Below are 20,771 nucleotides of genomic sequence, written 5' to 3'. Positions count from 1 at the left end.
TTATCCCTATTAAATATTATTAATAAAAAAATTGTCATATGGGTATACACATGTAATACAAGGAAAAGGTAATTCGATACAGTTAGAACGAACGTTCTTCTCTTTATTAATTAACGCCTTCGTCTTTCTTGATCATGATGGACATAAAAGAACTGCCGCCCTGAACAGACGACAGTCCTTCCACCCATTTATTGAGTAATAAACATTTGCGTCCAATAGTGGCCGTAGCTTCCACCTTTGGCATACCCTACACCGATTTGTCTCAGGTTCGGGTCAAGAATGTTCTTTCTATGTCCTGGGCTGTTCATCCATCCATTCACCACTTCCTGTGGTGTTCGTTGACCAGCCGCAATGTTTTCTGCCGCACGATTGTAAGAGATATTGAAATCTCTCATCATATCAAATGGTGAACCGTAAGTCGGTGACGTATGGGAGAAGTAGTTTTTATTCGCCATGTCTCGAGACTTGTACCTGGCTACCCTTGATAACTGCCAGTTCGCTTTTAAGGCAGGTAAACCTTTTTTCGCTCTTTCCTGGTTCGTCAAGTCGATGACTTGGCTTTCCACTGATTTAATGTCCGTTTTAAGAGGAATTGTCACCCTGTCTCCTGGATAAATCAAATCAGGGTTGTTGAACTGAGGGTTCGCATTGATGATTTCACTCAAACCAATTTTGTATTTTTTTGAGATCTTCCATAGCGTATCCCCGCTCTTGACTGTGTAAGTATCTGTTGCTGCTTGAGTCATTTGAGGGGTCTGCACAAACAAGACAGCAGCAAAAATAATGGCGCCTAACCACATCCATACTTTCAAGTGCTTTCACTCCTTTTTTTAGTGTCAGATGTAGTGTGGCTTTAAATAATAAAATTATGTATGTAGAGGAAAAGTTTAGAAATTAAAATGCACCCACCGGTGGTCAGTCGGTGGGTGCTATACCATAGGGGAGGTATAAACATTTTATGAATGAAACGAGCGGGCCACTTCAACCAATTGTTGACGTGTCACACTTCGTTCATTACCTTCTTCAGGCGCAACACTGGCGCGGTAGGTCATTAGATACGTCACACCATCTTTTTCCCAAGTCAACTTCTGTGAAAAACGGTTATCTTCATAGACTCCATTGATGTGCTCATTGATGGACAGCTTTTCAGGATCAATCCACGGAGTATCGATATCCTCTTGGGAGAATTGGATAGTTAACAGATCATTTGTAGGCGTGTAAAAACTCAAATCCATCAACTCTGTTCCTTCATCCTGGTAAATGTCTGAAACGACACTTATCATCGGTACAGGAATATACTCAGGCAGATCAGGTTGAAAGTCCAATTGTTCAACAGCCGAGGAAACCTTTTCTACATTGTAAGAATGGTATCCATTTGGGACCGCATGGGTTTTACTACTACAAGCACTGATGATTAACAAACAGAAAAATAAGACTCCAAACCTTTTCCACACGCTTCTTTCCTCCATCATTTCTATGTTTCTACTATAGAGACGAGGTGACTTCAAAAAAGGTTTCACCTGAGAGGAAAAAAATTTAATTAATGATGCCGTGTTGAATGATTTCTACTTTCACCTTTGGTTCTATTGATATTTCCGGATAGGCTTCATTCCAGTCTAACTCTTTCCAAACTTCCGGATGATACGCTTTCACTCTTCTTCCAATACCAAACACATCACTGTTCGCTTCTTGAATTTGAGCGATAATATCCACAGACTCTTCGGTAAGTTTCTCAGAAAGCTTTTTACCGATTTCATCTAACTTCCCTTTTACGTATAAATGATCAGATGGATATTCCACGATCTTTGCCTTTATATCAAGTTTGATGTCAACTGAAATGACTCCGTCCTTATTGTTGATTTTCATTTCCCTTTTATTTTTTGCCACACTAACCGTGACATAGTTCATAATTTCGTCTTCCCCATTAACATTAATCTTTTCGGTTAAGCGGGCTACTCTCCCTTTTACACCTTGCAGCAACATAAACATGGTTGTTTGGTCCGCTTTAATTTTTTCCCCTGTGTAAGATTTCCCATGGAACAACCCCATCCCGTTGAAGTTAAGAATTTTCCCCTCATCTTCGATTTTCAATAAAGGGACAGAGAAGTCAACTCCAGATTCTAGCAACTGAGCGAAAAGCATCTGAAAATCTTCTCCATTCGAATGAGTGGAAGCAACGGTTGCTTCCAGTAAGCCTCCGATATAGTTACTGATCCTTGTCGCTCCGCTATGCTTCATACTGATGACATCTTTTGCAGTCCCTTCCTCTACAACCGCTAGATAAGCATTTAAATTGCTGCGTGGATTTCTATACATATCATCGAGGATAGGATAGATGTTTGATTTTGCTAGTTCTTCCCCTAATACGATCACTTTCACCTTTGAAGGATCGTACGTGTCGGATATCATCTGGTCAATCTTATCTCTAGCTTCCAAAGCTGTGTGTCCAGTAGTGGACAATATTTGGAGCATCTCAATCCCCGGCCCCTCCGATCCTCTGCTTACAGAAGGAATGGAGACCGTTTGTAATACCTCTCCATCTTCCCCCTGATCATAGCCAAGGGAAAGGACAAGTTTGACATTTTTAAATTGTTTTTCGTCCCAGCAACCTGTAAGGAAGAAGAGACTCACAAGAATAACCACAAAAAAATTCTTCATGTCCTGCCCGCCCCCTTACCTTTGTGCCGCCTCAAAAAGCTTAAAGGAACCATAATTAACGGAAGAGCCACAGAAAAGATATAGCCACTATAGGTCACCACTTTATTGAAAGCTTCCATTTGTGAAATATCCAAACCGATGTACATGCAAATGGAAAAAACGATAACTCCAATAATAACGATGAATGCATTATTGGACTGTTTATTAAACAAATCAGACAAACCTATGCTGGACATGTAAAGATACGTCGCAAATGAGGTTGCCACATTAACCACCCATATGGAAATGAAAAACAAATCGATTCGCTCGATGACAGGTAATGTAAAGGATTTCAACATATATAAAACAGGTTCTGGCACTAATGGCATTTCACTGGTACTGAAAAACGTGAAGGTAGAAAAAACGGTCAATAAGTAGAAGGAAGTCACAAACCAGTGCGCAAACACCATTGTCTTTAACTTTTGCTTATTCGTTCCTTCCACCTTTGGGAAAATGACCAACGTCACAATAAAGCCAAAATAAGACAGAATAGCTTTGTCGATGCCGGCAAACACTTTCCCCCAACCCGCTTCTAAGACCGGGAATAGATACATAATCTCCATTTGTTTTGCTCCGGATACCATAAGGACCAACAGAAACCCCAAAAGAAGCGAGAGGACCGTGTACAACCTGCCTAAAACAATCCAACCACCACCGACCATGTACATACAAATCGTAATCATCAAAAAGGAGAGAACCCATAACGGGGTGTTCGGTAACACCCAGATACTGATCATCCGTGTAAACAGTAAAATGATAAGCGAACCGATTCCGATAAAATACAAGGTGTATAGAAAGGTTAGGGGTCTCCCAATCCATTTTGTAAACAATCGATCATTGATTGAAAACAATGTATCCTGCGGAAAGTTCCTTGCGATCACCCATATTCCAACAAGGAGTAATTGAAGAGCCACAGCCCCTAACAAAAGGGACATCCACCCATCCTGTTTAGCTGCACGATGTAGTTCATATGGAATAGAAAGCACGCCAACACCGATCTGAGTTTGGATGATGATGAAAAAAAATTGCCTGAGGGACAACTTTTGTTTATTTTCCTGTGTCGTCTGTTGAGGAGGGCTGACTGTCGGACCCTTGCTGCTTTGGTTGGTTCTGTTCATCACGAGTTTTCCACTCCCTTGTAGGGTCCAAAGTTACGGGTTTAACTGCATGGGCATCTTTAGGTCTGAGCTTCAGCATGAACATGGGCAAACGGACAAAGGTGTCTTTTAAATCAACCAAACTTAACGGTGCAAGCGGTGCAAAGTAAGGAACACCAAAAGAATGAAGACGTGTTAAGTGAACGAGAATAAATAGCATCCCGAATACGATTCCGATAAAACCAATCGTACCAGCGAGGATGATCAATGGAAAAGTCAACAGTCTAAGCGTCGTACTTAATTCGTTAGAAGGGACGACAAAAGACGCAATGGCGGTCAATGCAACCACAATGACCATCAAATTTGAAACCAGCCCTGCACGAACGACAGCGTCACCAATAACGAGACCTCCGACAATGCCAATCGTCTGCCCGATTGGAGCAGGCAGCCGTACCCCGGATTCTCTGATCAGTTCAATAATGACAACCATAACGAGTGCTTCTAATAAGGGAGGGTAGGCGATCTCATTGATGGAGGCCTTCACCGGTATAACCAGCTCATCAGGAATGACCTCAAAATGAAAGCTGACCACTGCGATATAAAAGGCCGGCAACCCTACGGCTATGATAAAACTGAAAAGACGTATTAAACGGACAAAAGTGCTCGTGAACCAACGCATATTATAATCATCCGGAGCCTGATAAAACATAAAAAACGTTGCGGGTACAATGAGAGTGGTAGGGCTCCCTTCCGACATGATGGCAACTCTTCCCTCGACTAAATTGGCAGCGACTCGATCTGGCCGTTCTGTATTTAACATTTGAGGGAACGGAGAATTTGACTGATCCTCAATAAACTCTTCTACATGTCCAGGACTATGGATCATATCCGAATCAACAGAATGTAGTCGCGTCTCAACCTCCTGAACAAGCGTAGGATCCGCGATCCCATCCATATAGATGACAGACACATTCGTGTTCGTCTTTTTCCCAAGCTTAAAATACTTGATGGTTAAATCCCTGTGTTCCACCCTTTTACGAACTAAGTTGATGTTTGTCATCATGTTTTCAATAAAACCGTCGTGTGATCCGCGGACCACTCTTTCGTTCTGGGGTTCTTCAGGTGATCGTCCAAATGAAGAGGTCACGCTGAACTGGGCAATCTCCCTTTTCCCTTCTTCCATATAAAGCGCATGTCCACGCAGCAGGGTACGTACAGCTTCTTCCAGGTCATTTGTTTGTTTTGCATTAGGGAGATCAAAAACGTCGTCTATATGCCCGATTTCGATTGGTGCAAAGATTTTTTCTTGAATTTTTTCGTGCTCAGCTAAAGATTCAAAATATAAAAGGGCCGCGTCTCCTTTTTTCAAGACGCGGATTTTTAAATCATTCGTTTGGTGAAAAGCATCCAAGAGATACTTAACATTCTCTGTCAGCCTCTTTGAGCTTGGCATTTCTTTCTCGTTTGAAGGTTCCGACATATGCCTGTCATGAAGCTTATGGCGGTTATTCTTGAATAATCGCGTAAAGATTCCCATTTTCGCATCACCTAACCTTAATTTGCCACGGATAAAAAGGAATATACCAACCAATTCTTCTCCTCCCAAAATCCCACTTCCACTAACGCTCCCTATAGTGGAAGACTCAGCTTCGAGATGTTCCCGGGGTTCGTTTGCCGTATTGGGCGTCAGGGTTGGTTGGGAAGCAACTCGCTTTACTGTGGGGGAGCGCCGAGCTTCCTCGGACTGCGTCCTGCGGGATCTCGCCTATCTCCTTCTCCCACGGGAGTCTCGCAGCTTCCCAACCAACCCTTTCATAGTAAGGAGAAACGAACCCCTATGCCAGGAAGGAGATTCTTCCACCACCACTACCTATAGTAAGAAAACGCTCTATAACAAGCGGTTATGATCACTATTCATACGATGGAGATATGTGTTATAGCTCCCAATACGTATAGGAAGCGCCTAATTCTGGAAGTGGTTTCGAGACACTTATATGGTAAAGGGGCGGAGGGGAATGGTGAGACTCCTGCGGGAAAAAAGTGCATGGTGAGACCCCACAGGACGAAGTCCGAGGAGGCTCACCGCGCTCCCGCGGAAAGCGAGCTATTCCCCGCAGCCCCTATCCACAGCACAAAAGTCTCGAAATCAAGTCTTATAGAAACCTGCCAGTTTGTTAAAGAACAAAAAAAAGTCCTATGGCTGGGTAGCCATAGGACTGGGTGGGGTTAGTGGCCTGGGAAGAAGACCATTTGTAATATGAAAATAATGGCGAACATATACAAGATCCAGTGCACTTCTTTTCCTTTTCCAGTTACAAGCTTTAATAGCGGATACGTAATAAAGCCGAAAGAGATTCCTGTTGCGATACTGGATGTTAATGGCATGGAAAGAATGATGATGAAAGCTGGGAAGGCATCGTCAAATGACCCCCAATTCACTTTCGCAAGTCCACCCATCATGAAGCATCCTACAATTATTAACACAGGAGCTGTAATGGCTGGTAAACCGGAAACCGCTCCTACCACGGGGGCAAAGAACATGGATAGAATGAACAGTAGCGCAACGACCAACGTCGTTAACCCCGTTCTCCCTCCAGCCGCTACCCCTGAAGACGATTCAATATAGGCTGAAGAAGGGCTTGTTCCGAACATGGCACCAATAGTAGTTGCCGATGCATCAGCCATCAGGGCAGCACGTGCTCTCGGAAGACTTCCGTCTTTACGGATGAATCCTGCTTGTTCTGCCACACCGATCATCGTCCCTGTCGTGTCAAAAATCGTGACAAGAAGGAAAGCGAAGATGACGGTATAGAGACCGTTACTAAACACAGCTCCAAGATCCATGTCCCAGAAAACAGGAGCTGGTGGTGTATCCATAAGACCGTTAAGTTGAAGTTGTCCTGTAAAGAAACCGATAACTCCCGTCACGAACATGCCGATAAATAAACCGCCGGTCACGTTTCTCGCGATAAGAACTAATGTGAAGAAAAGTCCAAATACAGTCAACAATGGACCTTTGGCAGTCAAGTCGCCAAGCGTCACGAGCGTTTCTTCACTAGGTACAATGATTCCTGACATTCTTAAACCAAGAAAAGCTATAAATAAACCGATTCCTGAAGTGATTCCATATTTCAATGATGGCGGAATGGCTGTGATTAACGTTTTACGCAAACTTGTCAAACTAAGAAGTACAAATAAGATACCTGAAATAAAGACTGTTCCAAGAATAACAGGATAGCTGACATCCTGTTGGACAACTTCTGTTACGAAGTACGCGTTGAGCCCCATCCCAGGAGCAATAGCGATGGGATAATTCGCAGCAAATGCCATGATCAAGGTACCCGCTACTGCTGCGATAATTGTTGCCATAAATACTTGTTCAAAAGGCACGCCTGCGCTTGATAAGATTGCTGGATTAACGACGACGATATAGACCATTGTCAAAAATGTCGTCACTCCTGCAAGCAACTCTGTTTTAACATCCGTATGATTTTCATTTAATCGGAACCATTTGTTTAACATTTGGAGACACCAAACTTTCAATAAGAATTACAACGTGTTTTATAATATTATTTTCACGAACAAAAATCAATAGAAACAATAAAAATGTTCGTTTTTGTTGTACTTACATAAAAAACCGCCTGAGAAATCACTCCTCAGACGGTTTTTCACCTACTCGCTTGACTCTATACCATTCCATGATTTCTTCTGTATCCTGTTTCTCCAAGTAGTAGCAGGAAGCAAGCGATCTGCCTCCTCCCGATGTCAACATGACCTCTACGCTTGAAAGATTCGCCCTTTTTTGAAAATAGGTCTGTTTCGCATAAGACGCTTGGATGCGATACTTTTTCATAAAGTACGTCTGCTTGATAATCCCTCTCGAACGTAAAGTCAACTGATCCTCAAGGATATTCCAACCTGCGTCATGATAGGCAAGCCAGCCGAGCACAGCTAAAAAGACCCCCGCAAGAATGGAAAAAAGCCCGTACGGAAAAAAGAAGATGCTAACAGGAATCGATACTAGAAAACCAAACCATGAATGACGCAGGATATATCGGAATAGTGACCGTTTAGGTGGTTGATCAAAATTATCCACCACATCGTAATCAGGCAGCACCCTTTTCACAATTTCACTAACATCAGCTTTTTTAATCATTGGCAAGAGTCGCAGCTGATGCTCATCATTTTTTAACACCGATCCTCCTGCACTGATTAGCGTGACAGAAGCATATCCTAAAGGCTGTCGAATCAAGTTTTCTTCCATCCTCACACCTTGAATTCGGTTCAAAGGGATGGTCATCTGCTTTTTCTCAAGCCACCCGCGGGTAATAATTAAATCATCCGCGTCAAGATATACCGAAAAATTTGCATACCTTAGCATCGTCATGACAATTGAAATACCATATGCAACGAGTAAGATGAGAAGAGCCGTAAAAGCGACAACGAGCACACCAATTTGAATCCAATCCAAAATTTCTTTGTAGATCGTACCTACAGGGAGAAGATCCATGAATTGTGAGAAGAAAACAGCTACCCCGGAGATAACTACCCCTGCCCCTCCAGAAGTTAAGGCCATGATGACAATTTCCTTCATAGACATACCATAAACTTTTTCACGTTTTGATTCCGCCATCTCTAGATGGAGTTCTTCCGTTTCCCAGTCTTCGCCATTTCTGTCGGTTTTTCGCTGCTTCTCTTGGAAAATGGCCTTTTCCAAGGTGTCTGCTTCTTCTCGGCGAATGGCTGTCAGTTCAGCTTCTGCTTTTTCGTTGCCCGTTGAACCTGCTGTTTCCACCGAAACTTTAACAAGATTCAGGGGCCTGTGAAAGATCCCCTCTGAAAAATCGAGGCTTTGAATACGATCGATAGGAATATATCTCTTTTTACGAAAGATCAGTCCGTATTCAATTCTCAGCTCTCCCTCTTCCATACGGTAGGTAAAGCGCAGCCAACGAATGATTCCTGACCCCAGCACAAGGAGCAGGACCCCCAGCCAAATGAGTAAAGGAATCCATTCTATTTCTCCACTGAATATGTTTCCATTTAAAAAAATGACAATAATTAATGGCAAAGCAGCATCTTTTAAAGTTTTAATAAAATTGATGATCGCTGAGATCGGGTGTAATCTTTTCGGTTCAAACATCATCTTCCGCCACCCTTGCTAAGGAAGAGATGGACTGACGTAAACGCTCAGCTTCCTGCTCATCTAGTGCAGGTATTTTATGTACCGTTGCAGCGGTAGAAATGCTAATGGTTGATAAGCGGAATTTTCTTAATAATGGCCCCTGTTCTGTATCCACATGTTGAACTCTGACCATCGGTACCAGTGTACGTGTGACAATAAAAAGTCCGTACTGTAAATCGATTTCCTGTTCGGTGACTTCATACCGCCACCGTTTCCATCTCAAATTTGGTACGACCCAGACAAATGTAAGTGCTTCTAACAAAGCAAGGCCGATACCAATGAACACAATCCACCACGGCCATTCCCAAAAGTAAACCGCTACGGAGAGTCCGATTGTTACTAAAAGAATGATTCCAACTTGGATCCAACCATAGATACGCCATAATGTCAGTGCTCGCTGTGATATTCTTTGTGTCGGTTGCTTTTCCATCCTTCCACCCCCTATGTATGTTTACGATTGAATGGTCGATCCGTTTCATTATTTATAAAAGAAGCCGGACATGACAGCCCGGCCACCTTTTTATTTTTTTCCTTCTGATAAAGCTTTGGACTTCTCTGTACAAGCCGTCATGCCTTGAATGATCGCACTTCTGAAACCAGCTTCTTCAAGCTTCGTTACTCCTGCAATGGTCGTACCCCCTGGGGTGCAGACGGCATCCTTTAATTCACCAGGATGACGCCCGGTCTCTTTGACCATTTGAGCCGCTCCCTGGACAGACTGAGATACCATTTTGTAGGCTTTGTCTCTAGGAAAGCCTTGTTGCACAGCTGTATCTGCCATCGCCTCAATAAGCATGTAAATAAAAGCTGGAGAAGACCCGCTGACAGCAGGAACAGCATCCATCAATTTCTCTTCTACAATTTCCGCTTCACCGAAGCTTTCAAACACTTCCATCACTTCAGCTAACTCCTCTTTGGTCACGAAATCGTTGGGGCATAAAACGCTCATGCCCGCTCCCACAAGAGAAGGAGTGTTTGGCATGGAACGAATCACTTTCACATTGCGACCAAAGGCTTCTTTCATTGCGTCAAGTGTAATCCCAGCAGCAATCGTGACAACCACTGTATTCTCGGATACTTCATCTTTGATTTCTTGAACGACTCCCTGGTACACATAAGGTTTGACCGCTAAGAAAAGCAGGTCGCTCTCTCTTGCCACTCGTTTATTTTCATTGGAAATATTAATTCCGTATTCATCCGTCACAAAATCAATTGTTTCATCGGATAATGCTGTTGCAGCGATGTCTCGTGCCTTTACAAGGCCTGAATCAATCATGCCCTGAATCATCGCCTGCCCCATTTGACCACAGCCGATAAAACCTATACGTTTATTCACCGTACATCCCTCCTTGGTGATTCTTATTGTATAGGAAGATTGTCGAACGTACAATTCCATAATGGAGTTCCCTTGATTCTCTAGTAAAAATTACATGTTTTTTGTAGAAAAGGTTTACAAACCCGCATGTCTTACCTATAATAATAACTGTATTCTTCATATCATAGTGAAACGCCCAAAATATCATAGCTGCTACGAAAAAAGCCGAGCTGCCTTAAGCTCGGCTTTTTTCGTGTTCAGCTTCCTCCTCTTTAACAGCTTCCAGCAGCTTCTTCACTTCTTTTTTATTTTTTCTCGCTACAAGGATATACAACGTATCCCCAGCCTTGATTTCTGTTTGACCATATGGGGTAATCACATCACCGTCACGAATGATTGCATTAATAAGTGCTCGATCCGGCAACTCCATATTTTCCAATGTCTGACCAACGACGACATTTCGATCCGTTACATCAAACTCAATCATTTCAACGTTCGCTTTCCCAATGGAAATCAACTCCAGGGAATGAATCGGATTACCAAGCTTTTCTGATACCAGCTTGAAACGTTCAGCGATCCACGTAATGGAAGAACCTTGTACGAGTGCTGAAGTAAGAACGATAAAGAAAACGACATTAAAGATAAGCTGACTATTCTGGATTCCAGCAAGCATTGGGAAAATCGCCAGAACGATTGGGACAGCTCCACGCAATCCAGCCCAGGATAAAAAGGACTTTTCCTTCATCGTAAAAGAAAAACCAGCCAAACTTAACAGTGTAGCTATAGGCCTCGCTATGAAAATGAGTACGAGGGCGATCAGCAGACCATCCACCATAACAGGCCATGTGAAGACCTCAGTAGGAGAAACGAATAGTCCGAGGATGATGAACATAAGAATTTGGGCCATCCAACCAAACCCCTCATGAAAACGCAAAATGGAATACCTGTATGCCAGTTCAGCATTTCCAATGACAACCGCTGTCACATACACGGCTAAAAGACCACTTGCCTGAAGCAAAGAACTTGAACTGTAGGATAAAAAGGCGAAACCTAAGGCGAACAAAGGATAGAGTCCACTGGAGTCGAGATTAATCCGATTGAGCGATAAACTTGCCAAGTAACCAATGCCTGCCCCCACAGCGAGTCCTGCACCCATCTGCCAAAAGAAAGATCCTATCATGCTGAATAGGTTGACTTGATCAATTGTGAGCAATTGAATGAATGAAATGGTTAAAAACACAGCCATCGGATCGTTCGTACCGGACTCTGCTTCAAGCGTAGCCTCAAGCTTAGGACGAACGTTCTTGCCTTTAAGAACGGCAAATACGGCAGCCGCATCGGTAGACCCCACAATGGAACCGACAAGAAAAGCTTCAAACCATCCAATATGTAAAATGAACTTAGCAGCTAGAGCTACGATGGATGAAGTCAATACAACCCCTAAAGTAGCTAAAACAATCGAAGGGGCTAACACCGGTCTGATATCTTTCCACTTCGTCAGCATACCACCTTCGAACAAAATGACGATCAACGCAATGACACCAATCAATTGAGCAATTTCCGGATTGTCGAAGTAAATGAACCCAAGCCCATCATTCCCTACAAGCATTCCCACCGCAATAAATAGAACAAGGGAAGGAACCCCGAGTCTCGAGGAGAATTTTGTAACGATAATACTTACAATAAGTAATAGAGCCATGAGCATGATGAATTGATTGGACTCTAAAATTTCCTGAATCATAAATAGATACTCCTTTTATCTTTTATATAAGGACATTATAACAAGGAAAGATCAGGTGCAAATAAAAATACTCGTCCATTCTTTTAAAACACAAAAAAAGCCAAGCAACAAGATGTTACTTGACTTCTCTGCAACATCAGCTTAGCATCTCTTCTACTTGTTCACTGAAGAATTGTTTCATTGCATGAAACACATCTGCTTTTCTTCTTAGAATGTAATAGCGAAACTTCGGATGATCGATCGATTTATAGGCCTGCATCAAACTGGAAGAACGATTGTACTGATTCACTTCTCCATAACCGAACATTTGTGATACTTCAATGAGTTGTTCGATCAAGGCCAAGCAACGTTTATTATCAGATGTTAAATTGTCCCCATCTGAGAAGTGGAACGGATAAATGTTATAACGCTCCGGCGAGTACTTCGTTTCAATCAATTCTAATGCCTTACGATAAGCTGACGAGCAAATGGTTCCTCCACTCTCACCTTTGGAAAAGAAGTCATCCTCACTTACGACTTTTGCCTGTGTGTGGTGGGCGACAAATTCAATTTCCACGGTTTCATAATTCCGGTTCAGGAACCTGGTCATCCAGAAAAAGAAACTTCTGGCCATATATTTTTCCCATTGTCCCATGGAACCACTGGTATCCATCATAGCAATAACAACAGCTTTTGACTCTGGTTTGGTTTTTTCATTCCATGTTTTGAAACGAATATCCTCAGGATAAATAGGTGCAAATGAAGCTTCACCGCCCAGGGCGTTTCGTTTGTATGCTTCAAGCATCGTCCTCTTCTTGTCAATGTTCCCAGTCAATCCTGTCTTGCGGATATCGCTGAACTCGATATCTGTATGAATGATATTGTCTTTTTCCTTTTCATCCAAATTCGGCAAGGTCAATTCCTTAAACAAGGCTTCCTCTAACTCTGCTAATGAGATCTCTGCCTCATAATAATCTTCGCCGGCTTGATCACCAGCTCCATCTCCATCGCCCGGCTTACCTTTCGATTGTTGCGGCGCTTGAGCAACGACATCTCCTACTTCACTATCTCCTTCACCTTGTCCTGCATGTTTATTCTTCTCGTGATTATAACGAATCTTATATTCATCAAGTGAACGTATTGGAATCTTAACGACACGCTTTCCATTCGACATCACAATATTTTCTTCAGTAATGAGATCAGGTAACTGCTTGCTCATCGCATCCTTTACTTTTTCTTGATGTCGCCGCTGATCGTCGTAGCCTTTCCGATGGAGGGACCAGTCGTCTTCGGCGATTACGAAACTCATCTCTTCATCCATGTAATTCCCTCCTAATCGAGTATTACTCTATCGTATGCAGGTCCACGGTAAGGGATGAAAGATATTGAGATATACATGGATTATTTGTTGCATTCGCCTACCATTGTCTACCTTTTCACAATCAAAATGATAGTTCATGATGGTACAAGTTGTTTTAAAGAGTTATTGTACAATATGGCAGGATTGTTGAAGACTCGATTTCGAGGCTTGTGTTGAGTGGATGGGGCTGCGGGGAATAGCTCGCTTTCCGCGGGAGCGCGGTGAGCCTCCTCGGACTGCGTCCTGTGGGGTCTCACCAAGCACTCTTTTCCCGCAGGAGTCTCGCCATTCCCCTCCGCCCCTTTGCCATGGAAGATTCTCGAAATCACTTCTCGAACAATCAGCCTGAATGACTGAGGAAAGTGGATCATATAACCTCTCCACAGCAGGCATTCAGAATTTATAAGCTTGATACAGAGCGCTTTATGCCAATCTTAGTAGGGGAAATGGGAGACACTTCCCCTAGGTAGGGGTTCGTTTCTCCTTACTATGAAAGGGGTGGTTGGGAAGCTGCGAAACTCCCGTGGGAGAAAGGAGATCGGCGAGATCCCGCAGGGCATTAGCCCGAGGAAGCTCGCCACTCCCCCACAGGAAAGCGAGTTGCTTCCCAGCCACCCCTGACGCTCAACCTGGCAACGAACCCCGAGAACATCTCGAAACTGAGTCTTCAAGAAAAGGGAGCGTTTGTGGATTTGGAGCAAAGAAAATCCCCTTCCACGGAGATCGTGGAAGGGGATTGGTTTTAGCCTTCAAGCAATAAATCGAATGGATCTTCGATCATTTCTTTAATTCTACGCAAGAACTGTACCGCTTCTTTTCCATCTACAATACGGTGATCGTATGAAAGAGCAATGTACATCATTGGACGAGCTTCAATCGTGTCGTCCGGCATGACTTTCGCGCGTTTTTCAATGTTGTGCAAGCCCAGGATTCCTACTTGGGGTGCATTTAGAATCGGTGTAGAAAGCATAGATCCAAATATGCCACCGTTTGTAATCGTGAATGAACCGCCCTGCAAGTCCTCAAGTCCCAACTCTTTGTTTCTGGCTTTTGTAGCAAGGTCAGCTATGCCTTTTTCAATTCCAGCAAAGTCCAGACGGTCGGCATCACGGACCACTGGAACGACAAGACCTTCATCTGTAGACACAGCCATTCCGATATCATAGAACTGCTTCTTGATGATTTCGTTCCCTTGAATTTCCGCATTGATTAATGGGAATTCTTTCAACGCAGCAACCGCCGCTTTTGTGAAGAAGGACATGAATCCTAGTTTGATGTCATGCTTTTTCATGAATGATTCCTTACGTTCACTTCTAAGCTTCATCACATTCGTCATATCCACTTCGTTGAACGTTGTGAGCATCGCGGATTCCTGTTGGGCCTCAACAAGTCTCTTCGCAATCGTCTGGCGTCTGCGGGACATTTTCACTCGTTCAACCGGTTTATCGAATTCTGTTTTCTTCGTTTCTTCTTTCTTCTTCTCTTGTTTCTTAGGTTTGTCGTCAGAAGAAGCCTTAGAAGAACCTTGTGATTCTTGCTTGCTCTCTCCTTTAGCAGCTGCATCAACATCTTCCGGTCGGATGCGGCCAAGTGGGTCACGAGCAGAAATCTCGCTTAAATCAATTCCAAGTTCACGGGCGCGTTTGCGAGCGGCAGGAGTCGCAATCACATCTTTTGTATCCTTATTGGAAGTTTCTTTATTCTCTTCTGAAGACTGTTGTTGTTCTGCTTCTTGTTTAGATGCTTCCTCTTGTTTTGCTTCTGGTTGTGGTTCAGATTCTTCCTCATCAGAGGATGTGTCTTCTTCTGAACCTCCCCCTTTTCCGTTTTCATCGACTTTAGCAATGACATCGCCGACTTCTACGTCGTCTCCTGCTTCTCTTAACAACTCAGCAATAACTCCGCTAGCATCAGCATTCACTTCAACGTTTACTTTATCTGTCTCAAGCTCGAGGATTGGATCGCCTTTTTCCACTTGATCCCCTTTTTTAACGAGCCATTCTGATATTGTACCTTCTGTTATGGATTCAGCTAATTCAGGAACCTTAATTTCCTTCATTTGTTTCTCCTCCTTTAGACATCTGTAGCGCTTCATGAATGATTCGATTCTGCTCCGTTTTATGGATGTTTGGTTCGCCGACGGAAGGTGAAGCACGATGAGGTCGACCGACAAAGCGGTGAATCTGCCCTTCTTTCAAGAGCTTGTGCAAAATCCCTTCAACGAAATACCAGCTACCCATGTTCTGCGGTTCTTCTTGGACCCATACTAACTCTTCTAAATTCGGATAGGATTCCAACATCTTTGCTAATCGCTGTTCAGGGAACGGATAAATTTGTTCGACTCTTACAGCGTCAATCGTTTCAAAGGTTTGATCGGTACCATCTACCGTATCCTCGATATCAACCATAATCTTACCGCTTCCGAGCAGGAGTGTTTTTACCTTTTCTTTATCCTTGTTCTCAGATAAAATCGGTTGTTTCATAATCGGTTGGAATCGCCCTGTGCTGAACTGTTCTCCGGACACCGCTACGCGCTGATTTCTCAACAAGCTCTTCGGAGTCATTAAAACAAGAGGACGGGCTTCTTCTTGATTACTAATTGCCGCCTGTCTTCTCAACAAGTGGAAATATTGAGCGGATGAAGTGACATTCGCAACCGTCCAGTTGTTTTCTGCAGCAAGCTGTAAGAAACGCTCAAGGCGTGCGCTGGAGTGCTCCGGCCCTTGACCTTCATATCCGTGAGGAAGTAAGAAGACCATATTGGACATCTCTCCCCACTTGGCCCGACCTGCCGAAATAAACTGGTCAAAGATGACTTGTCCAGCATTAGCGAAATCACCGAATTGTGCTTCCCAGAGCACGAGGGATTCAGGTGCCTGCACACTGTATCCATACTCAAATCCAATGACCCCCGCTTCAGACAGGGGACTGTTATAAATATCAAAGGAGGCGTTCGCCTGTTCTAATCCGTGAAGAGGACAATACGTTTCTCCTGTTTCTACATCGTGAAGCACAAGGTGACGATGGGCAAACGTCCCGCGCTCCGTATCTTGACCTGTAATTCGAATTGGACGCCCATCTTCAAGGATAGACGCAAAGGCCAGAGCTTCAGCTGTCGCCCAGTCAACCTTCTGTCCATCATCAAGCATTTTACTGCGTCTTTGAAGAATTTTTTCAAGTTTTTTGAAACCATTAAACCCTTCTGGACGTTTCAGCATCCCCTCATTTAAACCTTTAAGACGATCTATGTCGATGGCTGTATCAATTTCATCAAGGTTTCGTTCGACACCACTCGGACGATCTTTCACATCTGGAGAGGATGTTTCATGCTCGTTCATGTTGTTATAGATATCACGGAGTTTCTGTTCCACTTCCGCTTTCATATCTTTAAGAGCACCATCACCTACGACAGATTCTTCCTGCAGCTGCTTTTCAAACACAGCAGCAGCTGTCGGATGTTCATCGATCTCTTTATAGAGTTTCGGTTGTGTAGAGCGAGGTTCATCCATTTCATTGTGACCAAAACGGCGATAACCTACGAGATCGATCAAGAAATCTTTATGGAATTTTTGGCGGTATTCATAAGCAAGCGCCATCGCTGATAAACAAGCAAGCGGATCATCGGCATTCACGTGAACGACAGGAATTTCAAAACCTTTAGCAAGGTCACTCGCATAACGTGTGGAGCGTCCATCTTTGCGGTTCGTTGTAAACCCGACAAGGTTGTTTGCAATGATGTGAACCGTCCCACCTGTTCGATAGCCTGGAAGGTCACTCATATTTAAGGTTTCTGCTACAACACCTTCACCGATAAATGCAGCATCACCGTGAATCAAAAGGCCGAATGCCTCATCTTCATCCATCTTAGCGTAGCCTGGTTCTGAACGATCATCCTGAGCAGCACGAGTGAATCCTTCAACTACAGGGTTGACGTATTCCAGGTGTGAAGGGTTATGGCTAAGGGTCACACGAGTAGCGGACTGCTCGCCGTTCTCAATCTCTCTTCTCGCACCAAAGTGATATTTCACATCACCTGTCCAGCCGTAATTGATTCCCATGGAACCTTCGGATGGAACGAGCTCCTTATCTGGAGAAAGGTGGAATTCAGAAAAGATGCGATCATAAGGTTTGCCAAGGATATGAGCCAGTACATTCAATCGTCCACGGTGGGCCATGCCCATCATGATGTGTTTAATTTTGTCTCCCGAAGCTGATTGAATGATATGATCAAGCATCGGCACCATAATATCCAGGCCTTCAATAGAAAATCTCTTCTGTGCAACAAAGGTCTTGGCTAGAAAGTTTTCAAAGCCTTCGACTTCAGCCAGGCGATAGAGCAATTGTTTTTTCTCTTCATCTGTCAGTGAAACCGTATACGATCCTGTGTCGACTTTATCTTGGAGCCACTTTCTTTCATCTTCGTTATTCACATGACCGAATTCAAACGAAATGGTCCCTGCATAACGTTCTTTTAATATATTGACAACTTGCAGTGCGTTATCCAGTTTCATTGGGGCATCAGGCCACACCCAATCGGCAGGAATTTCTTTTAAATCCTTTTCTTTCAGTCCGTATGTTTCTAATTCAAGCAAATTTGTTTTAGGTCGCTCATCACTGCCTACAGCGTATATATTCGCTTGTAGGTGACCGTGACGACGAATAGCCTCAACAAGTTTCAGCGCTGAGGTGATCTTAGCTATGTCCCTTTCAGAAGGTGAAGCAGATCCATTGGTTGCAGTAACCGCCTCGCTTCCCATCCATTCAGGAGCCCCGTGCTCATCAAAGATTTCCTTCAAGGAAGGATCGACAGCACCAGGATCGTTTTCATATTGTTCGAATTGTTCTTCGATGTACCCCATGTTGGGGCCATGGAAATTTTCCCAAAAGTTTTGAGTGGAGCCTTGTTTAGACACGTAGAATACCCCCAAGTAGTTGTTGGCTAATGTTTCCTCGAAAACGTTTCCAAGTCCATGTACTATTATAGAATTGAAACGCTTCCGTATTCAACAAATTTCGCTTAATTTTTTAATTAGTCACCAAATCCATTCCATTATAACAAGAAAGACGCACCGATGGGTACGCCTTTTTCACTTTTTGCCACTAAAGTGATATGTCGTTGTTATTCTTCATCTTCCAAAACACGGTAGGCCATGTCATAAAGTTTCATTTGGCTGTTGATCGGTTGCGCGTTCGGCTCACGTTTGACGTGCTGATAGGATCCATCGTTCTTTTGCTCCCTAGCTTTCACATTGTCACTCAACATGACGGATAAAATCTTTTGTAATCGGCTTTTAATCATCGGTTCATAGATGGGGAATAAAAGCTCGACACGCTTCACCATGTTTCTTGTCATCATGTCAGCAGAGGATAAAAAGACGCGATCGTCACCGTTATGGTGGAAATAATAAATCCGGCTGTGCTCTAAGAAACGTCCGACAATACTTATCACACGGATATTATCACTGAATCCTTGGATCCCCGGACGTAAGCAACAAATTCCACGCACGATCAAATCAATCTGTACGCCTGCCTGAGAGGCTTCGTAAAGCTTCATAATTAAATTTTTATCCGTTAGGGAATTCATCTTTGCTATAATGCGCCCGTTGCCATGTTGTTTTTGAAACCGAATTTCATTGTTAATATAACGAATGAAGTCATTTCGAATATCAAACGGTGCCATCGATAAGTGATGGAATTGCGGCTTCTCGGTAAATCCGCTTAGATAATTGAAAAAGTCTGTGGCATCAATCCCGAATTTTCGTTTGGCTGTGATGATTCCCATATCTGTATAAAGCGATGCTGTCTGGTCATTATAATTCCCTGTTCCGAGGTGGACAAAACGTTCAATTTTCTCATTCTTCTTCCTGACTACGAGGGTGATTTTGCTGTGGGTTTTTAAATAGGTCATGCCATAGATGACGTGACAGCCCGCTTTTTCGAGTTCTTTTGCCCATTGTACATTGTTTTCCTCATCAAATCGGGCTTTCAGTTCTACAAGTACGGTCACCTGCTTCCCTTTCTCCGCTGCACGCTTGAGTGCCTCAATGATCGGTGAATCTCCACTAACGCGGTATAAGGTCTGTTTAATGGCTAACACATGTGGATCATCAGCCGCTTCTGCTACGAAATCAACGACAGGTTCAAACGATTCAAACGGATGGTGTAGAAAAACATCCTGATCCATCACCTGTTCGAAGATATTTTCATCACTACTTAGATCTCGAGGAGGTTGAGGCATCAACGTTTCGTAATAAAGATGATCTTTGATGTCTTCAAACGTTTTGTGGAACTTAAATAAGAAAGTTAGGTCCAGCGGTCCATTGGTGATGTACAAATCATCTTGATGGATTTCGAGGACTTTCAATAAAAAGTGGACCAATTTCTCATCATATTTCCCATCACGGACTTCTAAACGGACAGCTGCTCCCCACTTCCGTTTTTTTAATTCTTTCTCAATCTCTTTCAATAAATCACGGGCACCCTCTTCATGAATGGTCATATCGGCGTTTCTTGTAATTCTGAACTCCGTGATCGATTCAACTTCATACCCTTTGAACAATTTGCTAATGAAATGGCCAATGATTTCTTCCAAAAGAACATATTGGTATTTACCTTCATGACCCACAGTTACGAAACGATCCAATACAGAAGGGACCTGGACAATCGCTGTTTTGGTGGCACCTTCCCTGTCAAGTTCATCCCGGATGACAACAGCAAGGTTGATGGATTTATTTAATAGCATAGGAAATGGGCGATAAGCATCCACCGCCATCGGAGTCAATACAGGAAAGATCTCTTCATCAAAATAAGTTTCAAACCGTTCAATCTCTTCTTTCGTCAAATCATCAATCGACAAGATGGAAATTCCCTCTTTTTCCAACTCTGGTTTCATTGACTGATACGCCGCATATTGTTTTTCAACATTTTTATGGTTGATCTCGGCGATTTTATTCAGTTGTTGTTTCGGGGTTAAGCCCGCTTTGTTCTCCGGTTTATTGAAACCAGCTTTGACTTGATCTTTCAATCCCGCGACACGCACCATGAAAAATTCATCGAGATTGGAAGAGACGATAGCTAAAAACTTCAACCGTTCGAGCAAAGGGTTGTCCATATCAAGAGCTTCATCCAACACCCGTTCGTTGAAGCCAAGCCAGCTGAGCTCTCGATTATTATAAAAAAGCGGGTTGTCTAATTCTTTCGTTTTTTGTTCAGTTGACATAAACGCACACCCTTTACACATGTATTCACATTTAGGTTAGTACATCAATATATTCCACATATTAATGATGAATTAACTTTTTGTAAAAAAATGATTAAAATTGTCGAAAATGTAGACAGCAGCCAAGATGTAATTTACTGATTAGCGCGTGTCCGAACATCGTGAAACACATCCTCCA

14 protein-coding genes are annotated in these 20,771 nt (G+C 43.2%); all 14 read right to left on the bottom strand.

Annotated features, from left to right (window positions below; genetic code table 11):
• Positions 1-188: 188 nt before the first annotated feature.
• Entirely contained in the window at positions 189-812 is a 624-nt protein-coding gene (safA, locus tag ACXACN_RS00325) for a SafA/ExsA family spore coat assembly protein (protein WP_474961402.1), read from the bottom strand.
• Positions 813-956: 144 nt separating this feature from the next.
• Entirely contained in the window at positions 957-1,454 is a 498-nt protein-coding gene (locus ACXACN_RS00320) for a hypothetical protein (RefSeq protein WP_474961401.1), read from the bottom strand.
• 82 nt (positions 1,455-1,536) lie between these two features.
• Positions 1,537-2,658 carry a Ger(x)C family spore germination protein gene (locus tag ACXACN_RS00315; protein ID WP_474961400.1) on the bottom strand — a complete coding sequence of 374 codons (1,122 nt, stop codon included), beginning with the start codon at positions 2,656-2,658 and terminating at the stop codon, positions 1,537-1,539.
• Positions 2,655-3,815 (bottom strand): GerAB/ArcD/ProY family transporter, encoded by a 1,161-nt coding sequence (locus ACXACN_RS00310; protein WP_474966774.1) that lies wholly within the window; start codon positions 3,813-3,815, stop codon positions 2,655-2,657. The genes ACXACN_RS00315 and ACXACN_RS00310 overlap by 4 nt, the downstream gene beginning before the upstream one ends.
• Entirely contained in the window at positions 3,745-5,385 is a 1,641-nt protein-coding gene (locus ACXACN_RS00305; RefSeq protein WP_474961398.1) for a spore germination protein, read from the bottom strand. Before ACXACN_RS00305 ends, ACXACN_RS00310 begins: the two co-directional genes overlap by 71 nt.
• A 635-nt stretch (positions 5,386-6,020) precedes the next feature.
• Positions 6,021-7,316 carry an NCS2 family permease gene (locus ACXACN_RS00300; protein WP_474961397.1) on the bottom strand — a complete coding sequence of 432 codons (1,296 nt, stop codon included), beginning with the start codon at positions 7,314-7,316 and terminating at the stop codon, positions 6,021-6,023.
• A 127-nt stretch (positions 7,317-7,443) separates the two neighbouring features.
• Positions 7,444-8,940, bottom strand: a complete 1,497-nt coding sequence (locus tag ACXACN_RS00295) for a PH domain-containing protein (RefSeq protein ID WP_474961395.1) — start codon at positions 8,938-8,940, stop codon at positions 7,444-7,446.
• Complete coding sequence (locus ACXACN_RS00290) at positions 8,930-9,409, bottom strand: PH domain-containing protein (RefSeq protein WP_474961393.1); 480 nt, start codon at positions 9,407-9,409, stop codon at positions 8,930-8,932. Before ACXACN_RS00290 ends, ACXACN_RS00295 begins: the two co-directional genes overlap by 11 nt.
• 90 nt (positions 9,410-9,499) lie before the next feature.
• Positions 9,500-10,315 carry a pyrroline-5-carboxylate reductase gene (gene proC / locus ACXACN_RS00285; protein ID WP_474961391.1) on the bottom strand — a complete coding sequence of 272 codons (816 nt, stop codon included), beginning with the start codon at positions 10,313-10,315 and terminating at the stop codon, positions 9,500-9,502.
• 214 nt (positions 10,316-10,529) lie between these two features.
• The gene (locus tag ACXACN_RS00280; protein WP_474961389.1) at positions 10,530-12,035 is read right to left on the bottom strand and encodes a potassium/proton antiporter; all 1,506 of its coding nucleotides are present in this window, start codon (positions 12,033-12,035) and stop codon (positions 10,530-10,532) included.
• Positions 12,036-12,171: 136 nt separating this feature from the next.
• Positions 12,172-13,335, bottom strand: coding sequence for a sporulation protein YhbH (yhbH, locus tag ACXACN_RS00275; RefSeq protein ID WP_474961387.1), 1,164 nt, complete (start codon positions 13,333-13,335; stop codon positions 12,172-12,174).
• A 781-nt stretch (positions 13,336-14,116) separates the two neighbouring features.
• Positions 14,117-15,433 (bottom strand): 2-oxoglutarate dehydrogenase complex dihydrolipoyllysine-residue succinyltransferase, encoded by a 1,317-nt coding sequence (gene odhB, locus ACXACN_RS00270; RefSeq protein WP_474961385.1) that lies wholly within the window; start codon positions 15,431-15,433, stop codon positions 14,117-14,119.
• On the bottom strand, positions 15,420-18,287 hold the full coding sequence (locus tag ACXACN_RS00265) for a 2-oxoglutarate dehydrogenase E1 component (RefSeq protein WP_474961383.1): 2,868 nt from the start codon (positions 18,285-18,287) through the stop codon (positions 15,420-15,422). The genes odhB and ACXACN_RS00265 overlap by 14 nt, the downstream gene beginning before the upstream one ends.
• Before the next feature lie 206 nt (positions 18,288-18,493).
• On the bottom strand, positions 18,494-20,593 hold the full coding sequence (locus tag ACXACN_RS00260) for an RNA degradosome polyphosphate kinase (protein ID WP_474961382.1): 2,100 nt from the start codon (positions 20,591-20,593) through the stop codon (positions 18,494-18,496).
• Positions 20,594-20,771 lie beyond the last annotated feature (178 nt).

This window comes from Halobacillus sp. AWM4_238 (assembly GCF_056158265.1).
Note: the sequence above shows the minus strand (reverse complement) of the source record. Positions and strands in the feature narration are given on the sequence as shown.

Coding starts and splice junctions, on each gene's coding strand:
- ACXACN_RS00280 (WP_474961389.1), bottom strand. CDS start 12,035: ATGATTCAGGAAATTTTAGAGTCCAATCAATTCATCATGCTCATGGCT.
- ACXACN_RS00260 (WP_474961382.1), bottom strand. CDS start 20,593: ATGTCAACTGAACAAAAAACGAAAGAATTAGACAACCCGCTTTTTTAT.
- ACXACN_RS00315 (WP_474961400.1), bottom strand. CDS start 2,658: ATGAAGAATTTTTTTGTGGTTATTCTTGTGAGTCTCTTCTTCCTTACA.
- odhB (WP_474961385.1), bottom strand. CDS start 15,433: ATGAAGGAAATTAAGGTTCCTGAATTAGCTGAATCCATAACAGAAGGT.
- ACXACN_RS00300 (WP_474961397.1), bottom strand. CDS start 7,316: ATGTTAAACAAATGGTTCCGATTAAATGAAAATCATACGGATGTTAAA.
- yhbH (WP_474961387.1), bottom strand. CDS start 13,335: ATGGATGAAGAGATGAGTTTCGTAATCGCCGAAGACGACTGGTCCCTC.
- ACXACN_RS00290 (WP_474961393.1), bottom strand. CDS start 9,409: ATGGAAAAGCAACCGACACAAAGAATATCACAGCGAGCACTGACATTA.
- ACXACN_RS00295 (WP_474961395.1), bottom strand. CDS start 8,940: ATGATGTTTGAACCGAAAAGATTACACCCGATCTCAGCGATCATCAAT.
- ACXACN_RS00310 (WP_474966774.1), bottom strand. CDS start 3,815: ATGAACAGAACCAACCAAAGCAGCAAGGGTCCGACAGTCAGCCCTCCT.